Source organism: Rhodococcus sp. CH91 (genome assembly GCF_022554085.1).
In the GTDB taxonomy this organism is placed as follows: Bacteria; Actinomycetota; Actinomycetes; order Mycobacteriales; family Mycobacteriaceae; genus Rhodococcus.
This window is the reverse complement of sequence record NZ_JAKFYR010000002.1, coordinates 162,390-185,800: the sequence shown is the minus strand read 5'-3', so window position 1 is coordinate 185,800 and position 23,411 is coordinate 162,390. Positions and strand designations below refer to the sequence as shown.

At 68.2% G+C, this 23,411-nt stretch carries 17 protein-coding genes and 1 pseudogene; 7 read left to right on the top strand and 11 right to left on the bottom strand.

Going from position 1 to position 23,411, the window contains the following annotated elements; translation table 11 throughout:
• Positions 1–46: 46 nt before the first annotated feature.
• Positions 47–1,624, bottom strand: coding sequence for an acetyl-CoA hydrolase/transferase family protein (locus MOM01_RS04465; protein ID WP_277609222.1), 1,578 nt, complete (start codon positions 1,622–1,624; stop codon positions 47–49).
• Between the two features lie 313 nt (positions 1,625–1,937).
• Between MOM01_RS04465 and MOM01_RS04460 the strand changes: the two genes are divergently transcribed.
• The 5 genes from MOM01_RS04460 (at position 1,938) to MOM01_RS04440 (ending at position 7,623) form a co-directional block, all read left to right on the top strand.
• On the top strand, positions 1,938–4,052 hold the full coding sequence (locus MOM01_RS04460) for a RecQ family ATP-dependent DNA helicase (RefSeq protein ID WP_241384197.1): 2,115 nt from the start codon (positions 1,938–1,940) through the stop codon (positions 4,050–4,052).
• A 294-nt stretch (positions 4,053–4,346) separates the two neighbouring features.
• Positions 4,347–4,778: a diaminobutyrate acetyltransferase gene (gene ectA, locus MOM01_RS04455; RefSeq protein WP_374112269.1), complete on the top strand. Its 432-nt coding sequence runs from the start codon at positions 4,347–4,349 to the stop codon at positions 4,776–4,778.
• 62 nt (positions 4,779–4,840) lie between these two features.
• Complete coding sequence (gene ectB / locus MOM01_RS04450; RefSeq protein ID WP_241384196.1) at positions 4,841–6,130, top strand: diaminobutyrate--2-oxoglutarate transaminase; 1,290 nt, start codon at positions 4,841–4,843, stop codon at positions 6,128–6,130.
• A 56-nt stretch (positions 6,131–6,186) separates the two neighbouring features.
• Positions 6,187–6,585, top strand: coding sequence for an ectoine synthase (locus MOM01_RS04445; protein ID WP_241384195.1), 399 nt, complete (start codon positions 6,187–6,189; stop codon positions 6,583–6,585).
• A gap of 102 nt (positions 6,586–6,687) precedes the next feature.
• Positions 6,688–7,623, top strand: coding sequence for a D-isomer specific 2-hydroxyacid dehydrogenase family protein (locus MOM01_RS04440; RefSeq protein ID WP_241384621.1), 936 nt, complete (start codon positions 6,688–6,690; stop codon positions 7,621–7,623).
• Positions 7,624–7,632: 9 nt separating this feature from the next.
• Here MOM01_RS04440 and ligD read toward each other — a convergent pair.
• A pseudogene (ligD, locus tag MOM01_RS04435) lies at positions 7,633–8,581 on the bottom strand (non-homologous end-joining DNA ligase).
• 130 nt (positions 8,582–8,711) lie between these two features.
• Here ligD and MOM01_RS04430 point away from each other — a divergent pair.
• A complete protein-coding gene (locus tag MOM01_RS04430) occupies positions 8,712–10,250 on the top strand; it encodes an ATP-dependent DNA ligase (protein ID WP_241384194.1) in 1,539 nt (512 codons plus the stop codon).
• A gap of 5 nt (positions 10,251–10,255) precedes the next feature.
• Positions 10,256–11,110, top strand: coding sequence for an NAD-dependent protein deacetylase (locus MOM01_RS04425; RefSeq protein WP_241384193.1), 855 nt, complete (start codon positions 10,256–10,258; stop codon positions 11,108–11,110).
• Here the strand turns inward: MOM01_RS04425 and proB are convergent.
• The 9 genes from proB to MOM01_RS04380 form a co-directional block, all read right to left on the bottom strand.
• A complete protein-coding gene (proB, locus tag MOM01_RS04420) occupies positions 11,107–12,207 on the bottom strand; it encodes a glutamate 5-kinase (RefSeq protein ID WP_241384192.1) in 1,101 nt (366 codons plus the stop codon). The genes MOM01_RS04425 and proB overlap by 4 nt on opposite strands.
• Before the next feature lie 49 nt (positions 12,208–12,256).
• Positions 12,257–13,714 carry a GTPase ObgE gene (gene obgE / locus MOM01_RS04415; protein ID WP_241384191.1) on the bottom strand — a complete coding sequence of 486 codons (1,458 nt, stop codon included), beginning with the start codon at positions 13,712–13,714 and terminating at the stop codon, positions 12,257–12,259.
• Between the two features lie 144 nt (positions 13,715–13,858).
• Entirely contained in the window at positions 13,859–14,122 is a 264-nt protein-coding gene (rpmA, locus tag MOM01_RS04410; protein ID WP_016934951.1) for a 50S ribosomal protein L27, read from the bottom strand.
• Positions 14,123–14,158: 36 nt separating this feature from the next.
• The gene (gene rplU, locus MOM01_RS04405; RefSeq protein WP_006551183.1) at positions 14,159–14,470 is read right to left on the bottom strand and encodes a 50S ribosomal protein L21; all 312 of its coding nucleotides are present in this window, start codon (positions 14,468–14,470) and stop codon (positions 14,159–14,161) included.
• 236 nt (positions 14,471–14,706) lie between these two features.
• Positions 14,707–17,937: a translation initiation factor IF-2 N-terminal domain-containing protein gene (locus MOM01_RS04400; RefSeq protein WP_241384190.1), complete on the bottom strand. Its 3,231-nt coding sequence runs from the start codon at positions 17,935–17,937 to the stop codon at positions 14,707–14,709.
• 473 nt (positions 17,938–18,410) lie between these two features.
• Positions 18,411–18,830: a nucleoside-diphosphate kinase gene (gene ndk / locus MOM01_RS04395; RefSeq protein ID WP_006551181.1), complete on the bottom strand. Its 420-nt coding sequence runs from the start codon at positions 18,828–18,830 to the stop codon at positions 18,411–18,413.
• Between the two features lie 17 nt (positions 18,831–18,847).
• Complete coding sequence (locus MOM01_RS04390) at positions 18,848–19,252, bottom strand: DUF4233 domain-containing protein (RefSeq protein ID WP_241384189.1); 405 nt, start codon at positions 19,250–19,252, stop codon at positions 18,848–18,850.
• Positions 19,249–20,670 (bottom strand): bifunctional tetrahydrofolate synthase/dihydrofolate synthase, encoded by a 1,422-nt coding sequence (gene folC, locus MOM01_RS04385; RefSeq protein WP_241384188.1) that lies wholly within the window; start codon positions 20,668–20,670, stop codon positions 19,249–19,251. The genes MOM01_RS04390 and folC overlap by 4 nt, the downstream gene beginning before the upstream one ends.
• Positions 20,667–23,330 carry a valine--tRNA ligase gene (locus MOM01_RS04380; RefSeq protein WP_241384620.1) on the bottom strand — a complete coding sequence of 888 codons (2,664 nt, stop codon included), beginning with the start codon at positions 23,328–23,330 and terminating at the stop codon, positions 20,667–20,669. Before MOM01_RS04380 ends, folC begins: the two co-directional genes overlap by 4 nt.
• Positions 23,331–23,411 lie beyond the last annotated feature (81 nt).

Below are 23,411 nucleotides of genomic sequence, written 5' to 3'. Positions count from 1 at the left end.
GTACCGCTGAGGTGGTGCCGGGGCCGACTCGTGAGGGGCGTGTGGATCAGGACGCGTGCATGGTGCCCGTGCGCTGGTAGCGGTCGTGGAACGAGAACGCCTCCCCGAGCAGGTGCGGGGTCTGCCCGGCTCCCGGCGCAGCCTCGGCTCGTTCGATGTAGTCGAGCAGTTCCGCGCGGTAGTCCGGATGCGCGCAGCGTTCCACCACGAGCCGGGAGCGGCGACGCGGCGACAGGCCGCGCAGGTCGGCGAGCCCCTGCTCGGTCACGAGGACCTGCACGTCGTGTTCCGTGTGGTCGACGTGCGGCACCATCGGAACGATCGACGAGATCGAGCCGTCGCGGGCGGTGGACGGGCTCAGGAACATCGACAGGTAGCCGTTGCGGGCGAAGTCCCCCGAACCACCGATGCCGTTCATGATGCGGGTGCCCATGACGTGCGTGGAGTTGACGTTGCCGTAGATGTCCGCCTCGAGCATGCCGTTCATGGCGATGACGCCGAGCCGGCGCACGATCTCGGGATGGTTGCTGATCTCCTGCGGCCGCAACAGGATGTGCCGGCGGTAGAAGTCGATGTTCTCGACGAAGTCGTTCAGTCCTGCCTCGGACAGGGCCAGCGCGGTCGCCGAGGCGAATCGGACGGTGCCGTTCTTGACGAGTTCGAGCATGCCGTCCTGGATGACCTCGGAGTAGCAGGTCAGGCCACGATACGGTCCGCGGTCGAGGCCCGCGAGCACCGCGTTGGCGACGTTGCCGATGCCCGATTGCAGCGGGAGCAGCGTGTCTGCGGGCAGGCGGCCGGCGGCGACCTCGTGGGCGAAGAAGTCGAGGACGTGATCGGCGATGGCGCTGCTGGTGGCATCGGGAGCGGTGAGCCCGGTGGCGCTGTCGGGCCGGTCGGTCTCGACGACAGCGACGACGCGTTCCGGGTCGATCCGGAAATAGGGACGTCCGATGCGGTCCTCGACGTCGACGAGGTCGATCGGTCGGCGGTGCGGCGGCAGCGCGGTGCCGTAGTAGACATCGTGGACGCCGTCCATCTCGGCGGGAATCCACGAGTTGACCTCGAGGATGACCTTCTCGGCGACGTCGAGCCAGGTCTTGTTGTTGCCGATGGACGTGGCGGGCACGAGTTCACCCGTCTCGGTGATACCGGAGATCTCCACGACCGCGACGTCAACGCGCCCGTAGTAGCCCTCCCAGACCTGCTGGGCGACGTGCGACAGGTGGATGTCGACGTAGTCCATGCGGCCTTCGTTGATCCGCCCGCGTGCGGTGGGTTCCGCCTGGTAGGGCATACGCAGCGCGATCCCGTCGACCTCGGCGAGCATGCGTTCGGTGTCCGCGGCGACCGACGCGCCGGTGAGGAGGTTGATCCGGAAGTCGCCGCCGGTCGCGCGCGTGCGCCGGATGTGTTCGGCGAGGGCCGGGGTCACGGCCTTCGGGGTGCCTGCGCTGGCGAATCCGCTGATGGCCACGGTGTCGCCGGGGCGGATCCACTGCACGGCCTTCTGCGCCGACACGATCTTGCTGCGGTATGCCTCATGACGTACCCGCGCCTCGGCCGGGGTCACGACGACCGACTCCACAGGCTGCGCCGCGGGGGATGAAGGGGCTGCGTACATGACGACGACCATAACGTCGGAGGAGATCCGCTCGTCACACTCGGGCCGGGTCGGCGATCGCCGTCACGAAGGGGGACACAGAGTGTCACGGATCGCACTCCAAGATCATTGTGGTCGGAAGTCGTTGTTTCACAACATTTTACACCACGATTTTCATTACCTTTCGTGGCACTGGGTGCCATGAAAGGTGACGGGAGGAAGCCTGCCCCTCGCTTCCCGGTATCCCCGTTCGCCGCCCCGTCGGTACCGCTCACCGCGGCCACCGGACCGCTCGCCGAACCCGGAACAGGAGGCGGTCGGGCACGATGAGCCCATGACCGACTCCAGCGACCTCTTGCGCGACGACGCCGAACACCTTCTCCGCGAACTCGCCGGCCCCGGTGCCCGCTTACGCGACGACCAGTGGGCCGCCATCGAAGCGCTCGTCGTCCACCGTCGCCGGGCACTCGTCGTCCAGCGCACCGGCTGGGGGAAATCCGCCGTCTACTTCATCTCCGCCAAATTGCTGCGCGGTCAGGGCCGGGGCCCGACGGTGATCGTGTCCCCTCTGCTCGCCCTGATGCGCAACCAGGTCGCGGCCGCCGAACGCGCCGGGGTGCACGCTGCGACCATCAACTCCGGCAACGTCACGGAATGGGAGGACATCCACCGGCGGATCGCCGCCGGCGAGATCGACGTGCTTCTCGTCAGCCCCGAACGCCTCAACAATCCCGACTTCCGCGACCAGGTGCTGCCCTCCCTCGCACGCGACGCCGGGCTGGTGGTCGTCGACGAGGCGCACTGCGTCTCGGACTGGGGTCACGACTTCCGGCCGGATTACCGGCGCATCCGCACGCTCGTGTCCGAACTCGGCGAGGACGTGCCGGTGCTGGCGACGACCGCCACCGCCAACGACCGGGTGGTGGCCGATATCGCCGCTCAGCTCGGGGTCGGCGGGAACGGGGATTCCTCCTCCGAGGGCACCCTGGTGCTGCGCGGAGGTCTCGACCGTCCCTCGCTCCACCTGTCCGTCGTGCGGATCGACGAGCCCGCGCGGCGCGCGGCGTGGCTCGCCCGGCATCTCGAGGAGCTGCCGGGCTCGGGCATCGTGTACGCGCTGACGGTCTCGGCGGCGCGCGATCTCGCCGCTCTGCTGTCCGACCGTGGCTACGCGGTGGCGGCCTACACGGGGCAGACCGAACCGGCCGAACGCGAACAGCTCGAAGCCGACCTCCTCGACAACAAGGTCAAGGCTCTCGTCGCCACCTCGGCGCTGGGCATGGGTTTCGACAAGCCCGACCTGGGCTTCGTCGTCCACCTCGGCGCACCCTCGTCCCCGATCTCCTACTACCAGCAGGTCGGCAGGGCGGGCCGCTCGACCGAACGCGCCGAAGTGGTTCTGCTCCCCGGCCCGGAGGACCGCCGGATCTGGGAATGGTTCGCCTCGGTCGCCTTCCCCGAGGAATCGCTTGTGCGCCGCGTGATCGCTGCGCTCGACACCGAACGGCCGGTGTCGACTCCGGCACTCGAACCTCAGGTCGACCTCAACCGCTCCCGCCTCGAGATGGTGCTCAAGGTGCTCGACGTGGACGGCGCCGTGAAGAGGGTGAAGGGCGGCTGGATCGCCACCGGCCGGCCGTGGACGTACGACGAGGAGCGCTACGGCCGGCTCGAGGAGGCCCGAGCCGCCGAGCAGGAGGCGATGCTCGAATACGAGCGCACCACCGAATGCCGCATGGTGTTCCTGCGCCGCCAGCTCGACGACCCGGAATTGGACGCTCGGGGGCCCGGCTGCGGCCGCTGTGACAACTGCACCGGCTCCCGGTGGCCGACGACGGTCGGCGACGAGGACGTCGCCCGGACCCGCGCCCGCCTCGAACGCCCCGGCATCGATCTGCCGCCACGCCGTCAGTGGCCCACCGGGATGCCCACCCTCGGAGTCCGGCTGTCGGGCCGCATCACGGACGGACCTCGCCCCGGTCGCGTGCTGGGCAGACTGTCGGATCTGGGGTGGGGCCCGCGGTTGCGGGAACTGCTCGACGGGCCGGACGGCGAGGCACCGAAAGCGGTGGTCGACGCGGCGATCGCGGTCCTGGCTGCCTGGGACTGGGACGAACGGCCGACCTCGGTCATGGCGCTGGATTCGGCTTCGCACCCCGTCCTCGTGTCGTCACTCGCGTCCCGATTGGCGCAAATCGGTCGTCTACGAGATCTAGGTGTACTTCGGCGACGAACGGGGAATACAGACCCGACGGCCGCGAACTCGGCATACCGGGTCGCCGCACTCGTCGATGCGTGGGAAGAGCCCGACCTGCACGGGCTCCGTGGTCCGATCCTCCTCGTCGACGCGGTGACCGACACCGGCTGGACGCTCACGATGGCGGCGAGAACCCTCGTCGCCGCGGGAGCCGACGCGGTGCTGCCGTTCGCCCTCGCGAGCCCGAAGTAATCGCTATGAGGAGGCGCGACGCTACATGTTTGTGACCGGCATCACAACATGCACTCGACCTGCACGGACCGCAGGGTTCCGATCCCGATTCCGGCCAATGGGGTGATCTCGACACCGGAAGTTGTTAGGTTGAAAGGACATATGAGGCCCGTCAAGGAAAGCAGTACCCCATCCCCCGACTCGGCTGATGTGAGGACCGCGGTCATCTCGCAGGAGGTGGCCGCCATTGCCGAGTCCGGTAACGAACCGGCTGTGATCGAATTTCGCCCTCCGCGTATCGACGACGGAAAGCGGATCTGGCAGATCGCACGCGATTCGCAGGTTCTCGACGTCAATTCCGGTTATGCATATGTGTTGTGGTGTCGCGATTTCGCCGACACATCGGTCGTCGCAACGGACGACGCCGATCGTCCCGTAGGGTTCGTCACCGGCTACCGCCGTCCCGATGCCCCTGCGACGCTGTTCGTCTGGCAGGTGGCCGTCGACGCTGATCAGCGTGGCCGCGGAGTAGCCGGCCGGATGCTCGACGCGCTGCTCGATCGCCTCGCACCACTCGGCGTGACCCGTCTCGAAACGACGGTGAGTCCCGACAACGAGGCATCGATCGCCATGTTCACCGCGCTCGCGCGCCGCCGCGGAACACATATCACCCGCACCGAGCTGTTCGCGCCCGACGATTTCCCTGATTCGCATCTGGCCGAGGATCTCTACACCATCGGTGAATGATCGCTGCGCCCGTGCGCGCAAAATCGCATAATTTTCGAAACATCGCAGGAGGACCACGAAAAATGACCATCCTGGAGCACAAGCCCGAAACCGCCCAGAAGTCCGATACAGCGATTTTCTCGCATTTGGAATCCGAGGTGCGCAGTTACAGCCGCGGATGGCCCACGGTATTCGAGAAAGCGTCGGGATCCTGGCTGCGCAGCGAAGACGGGAAGGACTATCTCGACTTCTTCGCCGGCGCCGGAGCCCTGAACTACGGGCACAACAACCCGGTCCTCAAGTCCGCCCTCGTCGACTACATCATGGGCGACGGCATCACCCACGGCCTCGACATGCACACCGTCGCCAAGCGCAAGCTGCTCGAGACCTTCGAGTCACACGTGCTCGCCCCTCGCGGCCTGGACTACAAGGTCCAGTTCCCCGGCCCGACGGGCACGAACGCGGTCGAGGCGGCACTCAAGCTCGCCCGCAAGGTCACCGGCCGCGAATCGATCATCAACTTCACCAATGCTTTCCACGGCATGACCCTGGGCGCGCTGTCGGTGACGGGCAACTCGATGAAGCGCGCGGGTGCGGGTATCCCCCTCGTCCACGCCACCCCGATGCCGTTCGACAACTACTTCAACGGCGTCACGGAGGACTTCCAGTGGTTCTCCCGCGTCCTCGACGACGCGGGCAGCGGCCTCAACCGTCCCGCCGCGGTCATCGTCGAGACGGTGCAGGGCGAGGGCGGCGTGAACGTCGCTCGGCCGGAATGGCTTCGGGCACTGGCGGATCTGTGCCGCGAGCGCGACATCCTGCTCATCGTCGACGATGTGCAGATGGGCTGCGGCCGCACGGGACCGTTCTTCTCGTTCGAGATCGCCGGCATCACTCCCGACATCGTGACCCTGTCGAAGTCGATCGGTGGCTACGGCATGCCTCTCGCCCTCACCCTCTTCAAGCGCGAACTCGACGTGTGGGGACCGGGCGAGCACAACGGCACCTTCCGCGGCAACAACCCGGCATTCGTCACCGCCACCGCTGCGCTCGAGCACTACTGGGCCGACGACAAGCTCCAGCGTGACACCCTCCGCAAGGGCGAACGCATCCGTCAGACCTTCATGAACCTGTCGGACATGTTCGACGGTGTCTCCACCCGTGGTCGCGGCCTGGTGCAGGGTCTGGTCTTCGAGAACCCGGACGACGCCCAGAAGGTGTGCTCGCTGGCCTTCGGAGAGGGTCTGCTCGCGGAGACCTCGGGCCCGTCGGACGAGGTCGTCAAGCTGCTCCCGCCGCTGACCATCACCGACGACGAACTGGAATTCGGGCTCAACATCCTCGCGGAAGCGACCGCCAAGGTCCGTTCCTGAGCGGTGACCGTCCCCGCATCCCGAACCGAACTGCAGAAGAAGGACTTCCGACAACCATGATCGTTCGCACAACAGAAGAGATCACCGGAACCGAGCGCGACGTCGTCTCGGAGGACGGCCAGTGGCGCAGCAAGCGCATCGTGCTCGCCGGGGACAAGGTGGGCTTCTCGTTCCACGAGACGACCATCGAGCCCGGAACCGTCAACGAGTTCCACTACGCGAACCACGTGGAGGCGGTGTGGCTGGTCGAGGGCACGGGAAAGCTGCAGGATCTCGACAACGACGTGGAGTACGACCTCGCTCCCGGCTCGATGTACCTGCTCGACGGCCACGAGCGTCACCGCGTCCTTCCCGAGACGCGGATGCGCATGCTGTGCGTGTTCAATCCGCCGGTCACCGGCCGTGAGGTGCACGACGAGAACGGTGTCTACCCCCTCATCGAGGAACCTGCCTGATCCGGGCGTGGACACAGGTCGTGCGATTCCGGCGCGGGAACTTCCGGACTGACGCACGATGAACGATGTGACGATACGGGGCGGACGATGGGAGTCTGGAATATGACCTCCGAGCGTGCGCCCCGTATCGCTGTCGGCCCCGATCGCGATCCGCGTTTCGAGCGGGCGGTCGTGGCAGGCGGCGGGCTGCCGTGCGGGCTCGAGGAGACACCGGACGCACTCGTCTGGACGGCCGGCGTCGAATCCTTTCCCGACTTCCTTCCCGTCTCCGTGCGATGGGTACAGCTGCCCTCCGCCGGAGTCGAGTACTGGTTGTCCCAGGGCATCGTCAAGGCCCATCCCCACGTCACCTGGACCTCCGCGGCGGGCGCCTATTCGGCGGCCGTCGCCGAACACGCGCTCATGCTCCTCCTCGCCGGGGTGCGGGCGCTGCCCGCCCATCTGTCCGCCACCTCGTGGACACCCGAATCGCTTGCTCCTGCCATCGGCACACTCCGGGGCGCCACCGTCGGGATCGTCGGAGCGGGCGGTGTCGGACGGGCACTCATCCCGATGCTGGCCGCCTTGGGTGCCCACGCACTCGCGGTCACCCGCACCGGGCGTCCGGTTCCAGGCGCCGTCGAAACGTTCCCGGTCGAACGGATCGACGAGATCTGGTCCCTGGCCGATCATTTCGTGATCTCTGCAACCGCCACACGCGATGTCGAACGACTCGTCGGCGCCGGGGAACTCGCAGCGATGAAACCCACCGCGTGGATGATCAACGTCGCCCGTGGAGATCTCGTCGATACCGACGCGCTCGTAGCCGCACTGCGGTCCGGTGCCATCGCCGGCGCCGGTCTCGACGTCACCGACCCCCAGCCCCTTCCGGACGGGCATCCGCTGTGGTCACTGCCCAATGCGATGATCACTCCGCACGATTCGAACCCTCCCCCGCTCCGGGTCCCGGCCTATCTCGAGCATGTCACCGAGAACGTCACCCGGTTCGCGTCGGGCCTCGTACCGACGGCCGTGATCGATCCGAGTGCCGGTTACTAGGCGCCGCATTCACTCGCGTCGCTCGTCCTCCTTCTCCTCGCGCGCCGCCCATTCGAGCAGGGGGTCCAGCTCGAAGGCCGTCTCGTCGATCCCGGCATGCAGGTCGCCGAGCATCCGGAACCGTTCCGGCACGGTCCTGATCGTGAAATCCCTCGGGTCGAGGTCGTCCATCTCGTCCCACCGCACCGGGGCCGACACGGTCGCGGTGGGTACCCCGCGCACCGAGTAGGCGCCGGCGATGGTGTGATCCCGCGAGTTCTGGTTGTAGTCGACGAAGACCGCCGACGGGTCGCGCTCCTTGCGCCACCACGCCGTCGTCACCTCCCCCGGCGCACGTCGTTCCACCTCTCGGGCGAATGCCCATGCGGCCCTCCGGACGTCGTCGAAACCCCACCGCGGTTCGATCCGGACGTAGATGTGCACACCGTTCCCTCCCGAGGTCTTCGGCCAGCCCACGGCACCGAGTTCGTCGAGCACCTCGTGGGCGACCTTCGCCACGCGCCGCACCCGATCGAATCCGCAGTCCGGCATGGGGTCGAGATCGATACGCCATTCGTCCGGACGCTCCACGTCCGCGCGCCGCGAGTTCCAGGGGTGGAACTCGACAGTGGACATCTGCACCGCCCACACCACATCGGCGAGGTGCGTGACGCACAGTTCGTCGGCATCGCGGTCGTATCGCGGAAAGTGCACCCGCACGGTCTCGATCCACTGCGGAGCCCCCCCGCGGAAGACGCTTCTGATGCACCTTCGCACCCGAGAGACCGTCGGGGAAACGGTGCAGCATGCAGGGTCGTTCACGCAGTGACCGCACGATCCCCTCCCCCACCCCGAGGTAGTAGTTCGCGAGATCGAGCTTGGTCGCACCGATCTCGGGGAAGTACACGCGGTCGGGGTGCGAGATACGTACAACCCGGCCGTGCACGTCGAGTTCGACCGCATCCGAATCCGTGCCCATGCACACCACCTTCCCGGTCCGTCGGTCCGGTCCCATCGTCGCGCGTCGACGCCCTTTCCGTTCGGATTCCCCGATCGGACTGCATCAACCGGCGGTATGACGTCGGTCGTCCGCGCTAACGTCGACGGCGATGCTGCTGCACTCGGTTGTCGACACCTCCACTGCCGTCGCCGCCACCCGGTCACGACGAGCCAAGATCGATCTGTTGCGGGAACTGCTCGGCAGAGCGGAGTCCCACGAGGTCGAAACGGTGGTGTCGTGGTTGTCCGGAGAGATGACACAGGGGCGCCTCGGCGTCGGGTACCGCACCCTCGCCGCTCTGTCCCCGGCGCCCGCCGACGCGCCGGCACTGTCCGTCGACGACGTGTCGGCGACCCTCGACCGCCTCGCCGCCGTCTCCGGGCCCGGGTCGACGGGTCTTCGCCAGAGCCTGCTCACCGAACTGTTCACGCGCGCCACCGTGGACGAGCAGCGTTTCCTCGTCGCCCTCCTCAGTGGTGAGCTGCGGCAGGGAGCTCTCGAAGGGGTGATGACCGAGGCGGTCGCGGCGGCGGCGGACCTACCGGTCGAACCGGTCCGCCGCGCGGTGATGCTCTCGGGCCGGCTCGCACAGGCGGCGGCCGCGGCCTTCTCCGGCGGGGTCGCCGCACTCTCCGAGTTCGGTCTCGAGATCGGGCGGCCGATACGGCCGATGCTCGCCTCCCCCGCGGAGTCGCTCGGGACCGCACTCACGGAGTTCGACGGTGGGGTGAGCGTGGAATACAAGCTCGACGGTGCGCGCATCCAGGTGCACCGCCGCGACGACGACGTCCGGGTGTTCACCCGTACGCTCCGTGACGTCACCGCCTCGGTCCCCGAACTCGTGGATCTGGTGAGGGCACTGCCGTGCCGCAGCGTCGTGCTCGACGGCGAGACCCTCGCTCTCACCGACTCCGGCCGCCCGCGCCCCTTCCAGGAGACGATGAGCCGGTTCGGTGCCCGCTCCGAACGCGAGCTGCTGCTGCACCCCTACTTCTTCGACTGCCTGCATCTCGACGGCGAGGACCTGCTCGACGCACCGCTGTCCGTGCGCCTCGACCGTCTCGCACGCGTCGCCGGAGCACACCGCGTCCCGACTCTTCTCGATCCCGATGTCGACAGCGCCGAGGCACATCTCGGCGCCTCTCTCGGTGACGGTCACGAGGGTGTCATGGTGAAGTCCCTCACCTCGACCTACACCGCCGGGCGGCGGGGCCGGGCATGGCAGAAGGTCAAACCCGAACACACCCTGGACCTTGTGGTGATCGCCGCCGAATGGGGTTACGGGCGGCGCACCGGTTTTCTGTCCAATCTCCACCTCGGGGCCCGAGACCCGGACGGCGGCCCGCCGATCATGGTCGGGAAGACCTTCAAGGGGCTCACCGACGCGTTGCTGCGGTGGCAGACAGAGGAATTCCCGCGGTACGAAACCCACCGCGACGAGCACACCGTCCATCTGCGTCCCGCCGTCGTCGTCGAGATCGAGCTCGACGGCGTGCAGACCAGCACCCGCTATCCCGGCGGGGTGGCATTGCGCTTCGCGCGGGTCCTGCGCTACCGACCCGACAAATCCGCCCTCGATGCCGACACGATCGACGCGGTGCGAGCACTGCTGCCTGCGGCGCCGGTCCCCCGGAACGGCCTACCGTAGAAGGGGTGATCGACCTTCCACGCCGCCCCGACGACCTGCACTCGCTTCTGCACGGACGCCGGATCGCCGTCCTCACCGGAGCCGGCCTGTCGACGGATTCCGGGATCCCCGACTATCGCGGGCCGGATTCCCCACCGCGCAACCCGATGACCTTCCAGCAGTTCGTCGGCGATCCGGACTTCCGGCAGCGTTACTGGGCACGCAACCACGTCGGGTGGAGGCATATGGACGCCGCACGTCCCAATGCCGGTCATCGCGCTCTCGCCGCCCTGGAGCGGGCCGGGATGGTGCACGGCGTCATCACCCAGAACGTCGACCTGCTCCACACCAAGGCCGGCAGCCGGCGGGTGGTCGATCTGCACGGTACGTACGCGCAGGTCCGCTGCCTGTCGTGCGAGCGCCGGATCTCCAGATACACCCTGCACGAACGCCTGTGCGCGGCCAATCCGGAATTCGACGAGCGGGTACGGGCGACGACCGGTCTCGAAGTCGCTCCCGATGCCGACGCGGTGGTGGCCGACACCGAGGATTTCGTGGTGGTCGACTGCGACCGCTGCGGGGGCATGCTCAAGCCCGACATCGTGTATTTCGGGGAGATCGTGCCGCGTCCCCGTGTCGACCTCGCCTGTTCGCTCGTGGACGCCGCAGATGCCCTGCTGGTCGCCGGGAGTTCGCTGACGGTGCAGTCCGGGCTGCGTTTCGTGCGCCGCGCCGTGCAGCGGAACATCCCGGTCGCCGTCGTCAACCGCGGACCCACCCGCGGTGATGCGCCGGCCACCCTCAAGGTGGACGCGGGCACCTCGGAAACGCTGGTCGCGCTCGCCTCCGAGGCCATGTCCCCGGAGCGGAAGGTGGGCTAGATCCGCACCAGATCGTCGGCGTGCACCACGGGCCGCTGCAAGTCCGGCGGCAGCTGACGCGTCGAGAAGCCGATCATGAAATCGAGTTCGGACGCGTCGTAGGCCACCACGCCGCGAGCGACCGTGCGGCCGTCCGGCGACACGAGTCCCACGACGTCCCCGGCGTGGAATCCCCCACTGGTACCGGTGACTCCCGCCGCGAGAAGCGAACGTCGCCGCTCCACCACGGCCTGCACCGCACCCTCGTCCAGATACAGCGAACCGTGCACGTCCGCGGCGTGACGCACCCAGAACAGGCGGGCCGACAACCGCTGGGGGCGCGCAGCGAAGGCAGTGCCGACATCCGCAGCGCCGAGCGCACGGTCGGCCTGGGATGCGGCGGCGAGCAGTACCGGGACACCGGAGTCCGCTGCGAGGCGGGCGGCCGACAGTTTCGACGCCATGCCTCCGGTACCGAGCGCCCCGCCCGATCCGGCGACCACACCGTCGAGATCCTCGGGGCTGCAGACCTCGGGAATGAGCGTGGCTTTCCCCTTCCGGGGGTCGCCGTCGTACAGACCGTCGACATCGGACAGCAGCACGAGCGCCTCGGCACCGATCAGATGCGCGACAAGCGCTGCGAGACGGTCGTTGTCACCGAATCGCAATTCGACCGTCGCCACGGTGTCGTTCTCGTTGACCACCGGAACCGCGCCGAGCGAACGGAGCCGGTCCAGGGTGCGCTGCGCGTTGCGATGCTGGCTGCGGCGGCCGATGTCGTCGGCGGTGAGCAGCACCTGCCCCACGGTGCGGTCGTAACGCGCGAAGGAGGTTCCCCACGCGTGTGCGAGGGCGAGCTGACCGACGCTGGCCGCGGCCTGCTTCGTCGCGAGATCGCGCGGTCTGCTCGTCAGCCCCAGAGGCGCGAGGCCGGCGCCGACGGCACCGGACGAGACCACCACGACACTCGAGCCCGCGCGGATCCGTCCTTCGATGGCGTCGACGAGACGGTCGAGCCGGCTACGGTCGAGTCCGCCCACCAGGCTGGTGATCGCCGAGGACCCGATCTTGACCACTACACTGCGGGCGTGGGAGACGACCTCCCGGGTGTCGCTCATGTTCTCCTCGGTACGGATCGGGCGTGGGTGCGGCGGAAGCGCTGTGGGATCACTCGAATTCGTCGTCGGTGGCCAGTCCGCGGCGCACCTTCTTCGCATGGCGCCGCTCCGAGGCGCCGACGCGGTCCACCTGATCGAGGCGGGCGTCGGTGCCGCGTCCGGTGGGCACGACATCCACGCCGGCCTGGGTCTGCGGCTGCCAGTCGAAGCTGACGTCCCCGATGGTGACCGAGCAACCCGGTTCGGCGCCGAGCTTGACGAGCTTGTCCTCGACGCCGAGACGGGCGAGCCGGTCGGCGAGATAACCCACCGCTTCGTCGTTGTCGAAGGCCGTCTGGCGCACCCACCGCTCCGGACGAGTGCCCTGCACGACGAATCCACCCGGCACCTCGGGATCGGGCACCACGGTGAAGCTCTCCTCGTCGCGGGCGACAGGACGGATGACCGGACGGGTCGGTGCGGCCGGCGGATGTGCGGCACGGTATTCGTCGACCATCTTCGCGAGCGCGAAGGTCAGCGGGCGCAACCCCTCGCGGCTCACCGCCGAGATGGTGAACACGGGCCATCCGCGCGCTTCGAGTTCCGGCGTGACGAACTCGGCGAGTTCCTTCGCATCGGGTACGTCGGCCTTGTTCAGGATCACGATGCGGGGACGCTCGGCGAGATCGCCGAGGCCGTTGTCACCCGAGAGCGCCGGCTGATAGGCGGCGAGTTCGGCCTCGAGGGCGTCGATGTCGGAGATCGGGTCCCGTCCGGGTTCGAGCGTCGCGCAGTCGACGACATGCGCGAGCACCGCGCACCGCTCGAGATGGCGCAGGAAATCGAGTCCGAGACCGCGACCTTCGCTCGCCCCGGGGATCAGGCCCGGCACGTCGGCGACGGTGAAGGTCGTATCACCCGACTGCACCACGCCGAGATTCGGCACGAGGGTGGTGAACGGATAGTCGGCGATCTTCGGCTTCGCGGCGGAGAGCACCGAGACCAGCGACGACTTACCCGCGGACGGGAACCCCACGAGACCGACGTCGGCGACGGACTTCAGCTCCAGGACGAGATCGAGTTCCTCACCCTCCTCGCCGAGCAACGCGAAACCGGGCGCCTTGCGGGCCTTCGAGGCCAGGGCCGCGTTACCGAGGCCGCCTCGGCCACCGTGTGCGGCGACGAAACGTGTTCCGGTGCCCACGAGGTCGGCGAGGATACGGCCGTCGCGGTCGAGGACGACGGTGCCGTCGGGAACCTTCAGCACGAGGTCGCTGCCGTTGGCACCGTTGCGGTGGCCACCTGCGCCCTGAGTGCCGTTGGATGCCTTCGCGTGCTGGTGGAAGTGGAAGTCGAGCAGGGTGTGGACATTGCGGTCGACTTCGAGGACGACGTCGCCCCCGTTGCCCCCGTTACCACCGTCGGGGCCGCCGAGCGGCTTGAACTTCTCACGGTGGACGGAGGCGCAGCCGTTACCGCCCTTGCCGGCGCTGACGTGCAGCACCACCCGGTCGATGAAGCGGGACATGGGTGGACCTTCTCTCCGTCCGAAAACAAAACTGGTGATCAACGCAACAAGGGCGGGTCAGGGTGTGTGCGACCCTGGCCCGCCCCTATTGGGAGTATGTCGCGGGAGATGCCCCCCGCGGCGACGTCCGTACCGGACGGCAGATCAGGCGTCTGCCGTAGCCGGAACGATGTTGACGGTCTTGCGACCGCGCTTGGTACCGAACTCGACGGCACCGGCAGCGAGGGCGAACAGCGTGTCGTCGCCGCCGCGTCCCACGTTCACGCCGGGGTGGAAGTGGGTGCCGCGCTGGCGCACGATGATCTCACCGGCGTTGACGGCCTGGCCACCGAAGCGCTTGACGCCGAGTCGCTGTGCGTTCGAATCGCGACCGTTACGGGAGCTGGACGCACCCTTCTTGTGTGCCATGACGAACCCTCCTGGGGTTGAAGCTCGAAGCTCGGTTTACTTGATGCCGGTGACCTTGACGACCGTCAGCTTCTGACGGTGGCCCTGGCGCTTGTGGTACCCGGTCTTGTTCTTGAACTTGTGGATGCGGATCTTCGGGCCCTTGGTGTGCTCGACGATCTCGCCGGTGACCGAGACCTTGGCCAGCTTGTCGGCGTCGGTGGTCAGTTCGGATCCGTCGACGACGAGGACCGGGGCAAGCGAGACAGCAGCGCCGGGCTCACCCTCGATCTTCTCGACCTTGACGAGGTCGCCTTCAGCGACCTTGTACTGCTTACCGCCGGTCTTGACGATCGCGTACGTTGCCATCGGACGGCTACCCCTTGCTTCTTCGAACGTGCTCGCGCCACAGTGCTGCGGACGCGACTGGTCTGGTGTGGTTGCTGACTCGGGTCCCGCCGGCATCCTGCTTCCGGACGCGGCTGGGCAGTATCGCCGAGTAGCGACTGAACAAGATTACGGGAAGTTGACCTGCAGGGTCAAACCGGGCGGGGTGGGCGTACCCCGCTGCCGGACCGGTCGAGGCCGGTCCGGCAGCGAGAAACTCACGCCTCGTCATCCACCGGAGGTCCTGCGGGACGCCCCGCGGCCCGCCGCGAGCGCGGGCGCCGCACGATCTCCACGGGCGTCTCGAGCGGTGCGCTCGGCCGGGACTCCTCATCGGCGGCCACGGTCGAGGCCGGAACGACGAACACCGTGCCGGCGGGCCCGCCGTCACCGGTGGGCGCTGCGGCGGCCCGAGCGACCCTGCGAGCCCGACGGCGACGCGGAGCAGGCTCCGCAGCCTCGGCGGCAGGCTCGACCGACTCCGCCCGGTGGGAGGACTCCGCGACGGCCGCTTCGGCTGCCGCGACCTCCGCTTCGATCTCGGCCGGTTCGTCGGCCTCGGTCGTCACGGTCGTGGTGTCCTCACCGCGGGCGGGATCCTTCGTCGCTGCAGCGACCTTCTCCGGTTCGACGGCGTGGAGAGGCTCGGCGACCTTGACCGGATCGGCCTCCGGTGCAGGTGCCGACTCCGCTTCCGCAGTGTCCTCCGTTGCCGGCATGTCCTCGGTCGCCGAACTGTGGGCGGCCATCGCGAGCGCCACAGGATGCGCAGCACGCTTGGCGGCCTCGTCGGGCGAGACCGTGGGCGCGGCCGTGGTGGTCTCGGCCGCAGGTTCCTGCGCGCTCTTGTCCCGTCCCCGCTTGCGCCGCGAGCTCCCACCCGAGGAACGGCCGGATTCGTCCGAGGACTTCGACTCGATCGGCTCGGAGTGCACGATCAGACCGCGGCCGTTGCAGTGCTCACAGGTGGTCGAGAACGCCTCGACCAGGCCCGTCCCGAGACGCTTGCGCGTCATCTGCACGAGACCGAGGGAGGTGACCTCCGACACCTGATGGCGGGTGCGGTCCCGGCCGAGGGCCTCGGTCAGGCGCCGCAGCACGAGGTCGCGGTTCGACTCGAGCACCATGTCGATGAAGTCGACGACGATCATGCCGCCGATGTCGCGCAGACGCATCTGCCGCACGATCTCCTCGGCCGCCTCGAGGTTGTTGCGGGTGACCGTCTCCTCGAGATTGCCACCGGAACCGGTGAACTTACCGGTGTTGACGTCGATGACGGTCATCGCCTCGGTGCGGTCGATGACGAGGGTGCCACCGGAGGGCAACCACACCTTGCGGTCGAGCGCCTTCGCGAGCTGTTCGTCGATGCGGTGCGCACCGAAGACGTCCACCGAGTTCTCCGATCGGTAACGCTCGACACGCGGGAGCAGGTCGGGCGCCACCGTGCGGATGTAGCCCTCGACGGTGTTCCACGCCGACTCACCCTCGATGACCAGCTTGGAGAAGTCCTCGTTGAACAGGTCGCGCACGACCTTCACGAGGAGATCCGGCTCCTCGTACAGGGTCTTCGGCTGTCCGGAAGCATCGGCCTGGAGCTTCTCGGACTGCTCGCGGATCGCCTCCCACTGCGTCTGCAACCGCGTGACGTCGCGCGCGAGTTCCTCCTCGCTCACTCCCTCGGCGGCGGTGCGGATGATCACACCCGCCTCGGGCGGGACGATCTCGCGGAGGATGTCCTTCAGGCGCTTGCGCTCGGTATCGGGCAGCTTGCGGCTGATGCCGGTGGACGAGCCACCCGGCACGTACACCAGGAAACGACCGGCGAGGCTGATCTGAGTGGTCAGGCGCGCGCCCTTGTGACCGACCGGGTCCTTGCTCACCTGCACGACCACCTGGTCGCCGGGCTTGAGGGCCTGTTCGATCTTGCGCGAGTTACCGCCGAGGCCTGCGGCCTCCCAGTTCACTTCACCGGCGTAGAGCACGCCGTTGCGTCCCCGTCCGATGTCGATGAACGCGGCCTCCATCGAGGGGAGCACGTTCTGGACACGGCCGAGATAGATGTTGCCGACCATCGACGCAGAACCGGAGGTCGTGACGAAATGCTCGACGAGGATTCCGTCCTCGAGCACCGCGACCTGCGTCATCCCTGCGTGGGCACCGCCGGTGCGCTCCCGCACGACCATCACCCGGTCGACCGCTTCGCGACGCGCGAGGAACTCCGACTCGGTGAGGATCGGCGGGCGGCGACGCCCGGCCTCCCGCCCGTCGCGGCGGCGCTGACGCTTCGCCTCGAGTCGCGTCGAACCGCTGATTCCCTGGACCTCGTCCTTGACGCGGGTCTTCGGGCGCGGTTCCCGCTCGTGGACGACGGTGGGCACGGAGTCGTCGTCGGTGGTCGCGCTGTCGGTCTCGGCCGAGCCGCGACGGCGACGGCGGCGCCGACGGCGGCGCGACGTCCCGCCGCTCTGATCGTCGTCCCCGTCGTGGTCGTCGCTGCCCTGCTCGTCGCCGGCCGCGGTGGACTCGGCCGTGACGTCCTCGTCCGTCTCGGCGACGGCCGTGGAGGAGGTATCCGCCTCGTCGGTGGCCGTATCGGAGTCCTCGCCGGTCGCGGTGGACTCGTCGTGCTGATCGCTGTCGGTGCCGTCCCCACGTCCCCGGCCACGGCCGCGGCGACCGCGCCGACGACGGCGCGGATGGTCGTCGTGCTCGTGGTCGTCGTCCGTCTGCGACGTCCGGTCCTCGGAGGCGGGCTCGTCACTCTCGGTGGTGGGCTCCGCGACCTCGGCGGGCTGCTCCTCGGCGACTGCCGGTTGCTCGGTGTCCTTGGCGCCACGACGGGAGCGCCGGCGGCGCGGACGGGTCTCGTCCTCGTCGGCCTGCGAGGGCACCTCGGGCTGCAGGAACAGCGGTGCGGCCACGACCGGCTCGGCCGGGGTGGACGGCTCGGGCATCTCGAACAGCGGGGTGTTCTGCTCGGGTGAGGTGAACAGGCCGGTCGGTCCGCCGACGGAAGGAAGCTCGACCGCCTGCGCGGCAGTTTCGCCGGTCGCCTTCTCGGCGGGTTCGTCCGCGGCCTTCTCGACCGGTTCGTCCACAGCATCTTCGGACGGCGGCTCGGGAGCCTCTTCGGTCGTCGACTCGGGAGCCGGTTCAGGGCTCGCTGCCTCGGGGATCGGCTCCGGGGCCGGTTCGGATGCCGGCTCGGGCGTGCCCGTGTCACTCAGTGCCGCGTGCAGGTCTTCCGCGACGTCGCGTGGGAGTGTCGAGTGCGCGCTGCGCACTTCGGTACCGCGCTCGGCCGCTTTCGCGATCACCTGCTTGCTGGTGAGCCCCAGCAACTTCGCGAGGGCATGCACCCGGATCTTGGCAGGCAGACCGAGTAGGTTCCGTCCCTCCGCATCCGGCGTTTCGATCGAGTTGTTCTCCGGCGGCTCTTGATCGGCCACGTAAGTCTCCTAAGACCCCCGGGCGCGTCCATCACCGATTACGGCGATGTGAGGCGGCCACGCGGGGGCGCAGCTTGTGTGCTCGCGCCGGGTGGGCACGAGTACCTCGGGTCTCGCATCACGCGGTCGTCCGGTGCCCGTTTTCACTGGACGGCCGAGCAATGCCTGGCTTGATCGCGGATCGAGCGCCGGAACATCCAGCGTGCCGCCGAGCGAGGTGTCTCCTTCGTCCTCGGCCACAGCGATGTCGGGCATCGATCCGTGATGTCGTTCGGCCGCCCCGCGCACGGTGTGTGCGGAGCAACCGCTGCCAGTATCCCACACAGGCGTGCGCGGATATGCCAACGGCGCCCCGGAGGGCGCCGTCGGAGGATGTCGGAAGCGGCGAATCGCGACGCCCGGGCGTTTTCCCGGGCGACACGCCGCGGGACCGAGAGGTCACCGCTCGTCGCTGTCGGTTGCTGTGCGAGTGCCTACTTCGCTGCGAGGGCGGGGAACCACAGGGCGATCTCGCGCTCGGCGGATTCCACCGAGTCCGAGCCGTGGACGAGATTCTCGCCCGGATCGAGGCCGAGATCGCCGCGGATCGAACCGGGGACCGCCTTCTCGACGGGATCGGTTCCACCCGCGAGCTGCCGGAAGGCAGCGATCGCACGGGGACCCTCGAGAACCGCGGCCACGAGCGGGCCGCCGGTGATGAACTCGATCAGCGAGGGGTAGAAGGGTTTGCCTTCGTGCTCCGCGTAGTGCGCTCCGGCGACCTCCTCGGTTGCCGTGCGGAGCTCGAGAGCCACGATGTCCAGCCCCTTGCGCTCGATACGCGAGAGGATCTCTCCGACATGACGGCGTGCGACGCCGTCGGGCTTGATCAGTACCAGGGTCCGCTCAGTCACGCGACAAGACTAGAGGTTCAGTCCCGCTGCCCGGGGAGCAGACCCCTCGATTCCCGATCCTTGATGTCCTTGCGCAGGTAGAGGATGTACGCCCACACCACGGCGAAGAGCACACCCACCGCACCGAAGGCGAGGTCGACGACGAAGCCCAGTACCGCCAGTACCTGCAGCGTCACGTTGAACCGGATCGCCCACGGGCGCTTCTGCAGGCCCGCTCCGGCGATCATCACGACCGCGAGGCCGACGACGTACGCGGTCGACCACGCGCTCAGTCCCCCGCCCACGGTGGCGATGACGGGCAGGACCAGCAGGACCACGATCGCCTCGAGCACCAGCGTGCCCGCCATGACACCGCGCAGACCCTTCCACGGGTCCGTCGTCGGCGGCCGGAACTGTTGCTGCTCCGGATTGTCGTTGCTCACGCGGGATCCTTTCCGAACAAACTACGGGCGGCGCCTGCCGTCACCACCGAGCCGGTGACCACGACACCGGCACCCGAGACTGCTTCGCCGGGCTCGCCGACCTCCTCGGCGATCGCGATGGCGGTCTCGATCGCATCGGGAAGTGTCGACGCGGTGACCACTCGCTCGTCACCGAAGCGGGCGACGGCGATGTTCGCGAGGTCGTCGACGTCCATCGCACGCGGAGATCCGTTGTGCGTGACGACGATCTCGTCGAAGACGGGTTCGAGTGCCTCGATCAGTCCCGCCGCATCCTTGTCGGCCATGACGCTCACGACCCCCACGAGCTTACGGAAGTCGAATTCCTGCGCGAGCGCGGCCGCGAGCGCCTTGGCTCCGTGCGGATTGTGGGCGGCGTCGAGGAAGACCGTGGGGGCACTGCGCACCCGTTCGAGACGCCCGGGACTCTGTACCGCACCGAACGCCTCACGCACGGCTTCGACGTCGAGTTGCTTGCCCGGCCCCGCCCCGAAGAACGCTTCGACGGCCGCGAGCGCCACCGACGCGTTGTGGGCCTGATGTTCACCGTGGAGCGGCAGGAAGATGTCGGTGTAGAGACCGCCGAGTCCCTGCAGGTCGATCTGCTGCCCACCGACGGCGACGGCGCGGCGGACCACCGCGAATTCGGAACCCTGCCGCGCGACCGCAGCGTCGGCCTCGACGGCCTGCCGGAGCAGCACCTCCATCGCCTCGGGTTCCTGCTGCGCGATGATCGCGACGGTGTCGCGTGGGACGAGTCCGTCGTCGGGTGCCTTCTTGATGATCCCGGCCTTCTCCCCCGCGATCTCCGTCAGCGTCTCACCCAGATAGCCGGTGTGATCGATGCCGATCGGCGTGATCACCGCCACCTGCCCGGTGACGACGTTCGTGGCGTCCCAGCGCCCGCCGAGACCGACCTCGACGACGGCCACGTCGACCGGAGCGTCGGCGAACGCCGCGAACGCCATCGCCGTGGTGACCTCGAACTTGCTCATCTTCGGGCCACCGGCCGTCTCGGACTGCTCGTCGATCATCCGGACGTACGGCTCGATGTCCCGATAGGTGTCGACATAGGTGCGAGGCGAGATCGGGGCGCCGTCGATGCTGATCCGTTCGGTGGCCAGCTGCAGATGCGGGCTCGTCGTGCGGCCGACCCGGTGGTGCATGCGGGTGAGCAGCGCATCGATCATCCGCGCGGTCGACGTCTTGCCGTTGGTGCCGGCGACGTGGATCGACGGGTAGCTGTTCTGCGGCGACCCGAGGATGTCCATGAGCGCAGCGATCCGCGCCAGGGACGGTTCGATCTTCGTCTCCGGCCACCGCGTGTCGAGTTCGGCCTCGACCAGCGTCAGTTCCGCGAGGTCGACCGGGGACGGTGACCCCGGGCTGTCCGTGCTCACTCCGCGCCCAGCTCCTTCAGCCGCGCGCCGATCCGCGCGATCTCTTCTTCGGCGATCTGCTTGCGCCCGCGGATCTTCTCGACCACCTGATCGGGCGCCTTCGCGAGGAAGGCCTCGTTCGACAGCTTGTCGGAGGTGCCGGCGAGCTCCTTCTCCGCAGCCGCGAGATCCTTGCGCAGGCGTGCGATCTCGGCACCGAGGTCGATGCTGCCGGAGGTGTCGAGTTCGACGGTGACCGTAGCGCGGCTCAGCCGGACCTCGATCGAGGCGGTGGCGGCGAAGGAGTCCTCCGGCTCGGTGAGCCGCGCGAGCGAACGCACAGCAGGCACCTGAGCGGTGAGATCGGCCTCGTCGATCCCGACCAGCCGCGCCGCGACCTTCTGCGACGGCTTGAGTCCCTGGTCGCTGCGGAAACGGCGGATCTCGGTGACGAGCTTCTGCAGATCCGCGATGCGTCGCGCCGCTGCCTCGTCGGCGGCCACTCCCGTCGGTTCGGGCCACGACGCGATCACCACGGATTCACCGCCGGTGAGCACCTTCCAGAGCGTCTCCGTCACGAACGGGATCACCGGGTGCAGCAGACGCAGCAGGGCGTCGAGGACCGTGCCGAGAACGATCTTGGTGCCGTCGGCGTGAACACTGCCGTCCGTGAGCTGGACCTTGGCGAGTTCGAGATACCAGTCGCAGACCTCGTCCCACGCGAAATGGTAGAGCGCCTCGCACGCCTTGGAGAACTCGTAGCGGTCGAAGGCGGCATCGACTTCTCCGCGGACCTGCTCGAGCCGGTCGAGGATCCACCGGTCGGCGTCGGTGAGCTGCTCGCGGGCGGGCAGCTCACCCACCACGGCACCGTTCATGAGGGCGAACTTGGTCGCGTTGAACAGCTTGTTCGCGAAGTTGCGCGAGGACTGCGCGTGGTCCTCGCCGACGGCGAGGTCGCTGCCCGGGTTCGCGCCGCGCGCCAACGTGAAGCGCAGGGCGTCCGCACCGAAGCGCTCGACCCAGTCGAGCGGGTCGATGCCGTTACCGCGCGACTTGGACATCTTCTTGCCGAACTGGTCTCGGACCAGGCCGTGCAGGAACAGATCCTTGAACGGAACCTGCGCCCCGTGCACGGCGTCGTCGCCGGAGACGTAGGTACCGAACATCATCATGCGGGCGACCCAGAAGAACAGGATGTCGTAGCCGGTGACGAGAACACTGGTGGGATAGAACTTGTCGAGTTCGGCGGTCTTGTCGGGCCAGCCCATCGTCGAGAACGGCCACAGGCCGGACGAGAACCAGGTGTCGAGCACGTCCGGGTCCTGCTCCCAGCCCTCGGGTGCCGTCTCGTCGGGGCCGAAGCACGCGACCTCACCGTCGGGGCCGTACCAGATCGGGATGCGGTGACCCCACCACAGCTGACGCGAGATGCACCAGTCGTGCATGTTGTCGACCCACTCGAACCAACGCGGCTCCTGGCTCGCGGGATGGATGACGGTGTGGCCGTTGCGGACTGCGTCGCCGGCCGCCTTCGCGAGCTTGTCGACCTTGACCCACCACTGCATCGACAGACGCGGCTCGATGGTCTCACCGGACCGCTCGGAGTGACCGACACTGTGCACATAGGGCCGCTTCTCGGCGACGACCCGGCCCTGCGCGGCGAGTTCCTCACGCACGGCGACACGCGCTTCGAAACGGTCCATGCCGTCGAACCGCGTGCCGGTGTCGGCGATACGACCGGACTTGTCCATGATCGTGGGCATCGGCAGGTCGTGCCGCAGCCCCATCTCGAAGTCGTTGGGGTCGTGCGCGGGGGTGATCTTCACTGCGCCGGTGCCGAATTCGGGATCGACGTAGTCGTCGGCGATGATCGGGATCTGCCGCCCGGTGATGGGATGCTCGAGGGTCGTACCGATGAGGTCCTTGTACCGCTCGTCCTCGGGATGAACCGCGACGGCGGTATCGCCGAGCATCGTCTCGACACGGGTGGTGGCGACGACGACGTGCGGCTCGTCGTCGTTCAGGGAGCCGTAGCGCAGCGAGACGAGCTCACCCTCGACCTCCTCGAACTTGACCTCGATGTCGGAGATGGCGGTCTGCAGTACCGGTGACCAGTTGACCAGGCGCTCGGCGCGGTAGATCAGTCCCTCGTCGTAGAGGCGCTTGAACATGGTCTGCACGGCGCGCGAGAGACCGTCGTCCATGGTGAACCGGTCGCGGGACCAGTCGACGCCGTCGCCGATGCGACGCATCTGCCCCTGGATCGTGCCCCCCGACTCGGCCTTCCACTGCCAGACCTTCTCCACGAACGCCTCACGGCCGAGGTCTTCCTTCGTGGTGCCGTCGGCGGCGAGCTGCTTCTCGAGGACGGTCTGAGTCGCGATACCCGCGTGATCCATACCGGGAAGCCACAGCACCTCGTAGCCCTGCATGCGCTTCCGCCGGGCCAGTGCATCCATGAGGGTGTGATCGAGCGCATGACCCATGTGCAGGCTGCCGGTGACGTTCGGCGGGGGCAGGACGATCGAGTACCCGGGCTTGTCACCGGCCGGGTCGGCCTCGAAATAGCCGGCGTCCACCCACTGCTGATAGAGCCCCGCTTCGACGGCACTGGGGTCCCAGCTCTTGGGGAGGGCGTCGGCGGGATTCTGCGAGTTCTCTGGCGCACTGGTCACCAGCCAATCCTAAGCGTCGAACACAAACCGCCAGGACAGGGGCCGGTGCATCCCCCCGGTGTGGCCCGGGCGCGGAGCGGGTAC

Bases quoted from the DNA above. Each gene is read 5' to 3' on its own strand.
- MOM01_RS04430 (WP_241384194.1), top strand. From the start codon at position 8,712: ATGCTGCTGCACTCGGTTGTCGACACCTCCACTGCCGTCGCCGCCACC.
- rpmA (WP_016934951.1), bottom strand. From the start codon at position 14,122: ATGGCACACAAGAAGGGTGCGTCCAGCTCCCGTAACGGTCGCGATTCG.
- MOM01_RS04445 (WP_241384195.1), top strand. From the start codon at position 6,187: ATGATCGTTCGCACAACAGAAGAGATCACCGGAACCGAGCGCGACGTC.
- MOM01_RS04465 (WP_277609222.1), bottom strand. From the start codon at position 1,624: ATGTACGCAGCCCCTTCATCCCCCGCGGCGCAGCCTGTGGAGTCGGTC.
- MOM01_RS04460 (WP_241384197.1), top strand. From the start codon at position 1,938: ATGACCGACTCCAGCGACCTCTTGCGCGACGACGCCGAACACCTTCTC.
- proB (WP_241384192.1), bottom strand. From the start codon at position 12,207: ATGAGCGACACCCGGGAGGTCGTCTCCCACGCCCGCAGTGTAGTGGTC.
- rplU (WP_006551183.1), bottom strand. From the start codon at position 14,470: ATGGCAACGTACGCGATCGTCAAGACCGGCGGTAAGCAGTACAAGGTC.
- obgE (WP_241384191.1), bottom strand. From the start codon at position 13,714: ATGTCCCGCTTCATCGACCGGGTGGTGCTGCACGTCAGCGCCGGCAAG.
- MOM01_RS04440 (WP_241384621.1), top strand. From the start codon at position 6,688: ATGACCTCCGAGCGTGCGCCCCGTATCGCTGTCGGCCCCGATCGCGAT.
- ectB (WP_241384196.1), top strand. From the start codon at position 4,841: ATGACCATCCTGGAGCACAAGCCCGAAACCGCCCAGAAGTCCGATACA.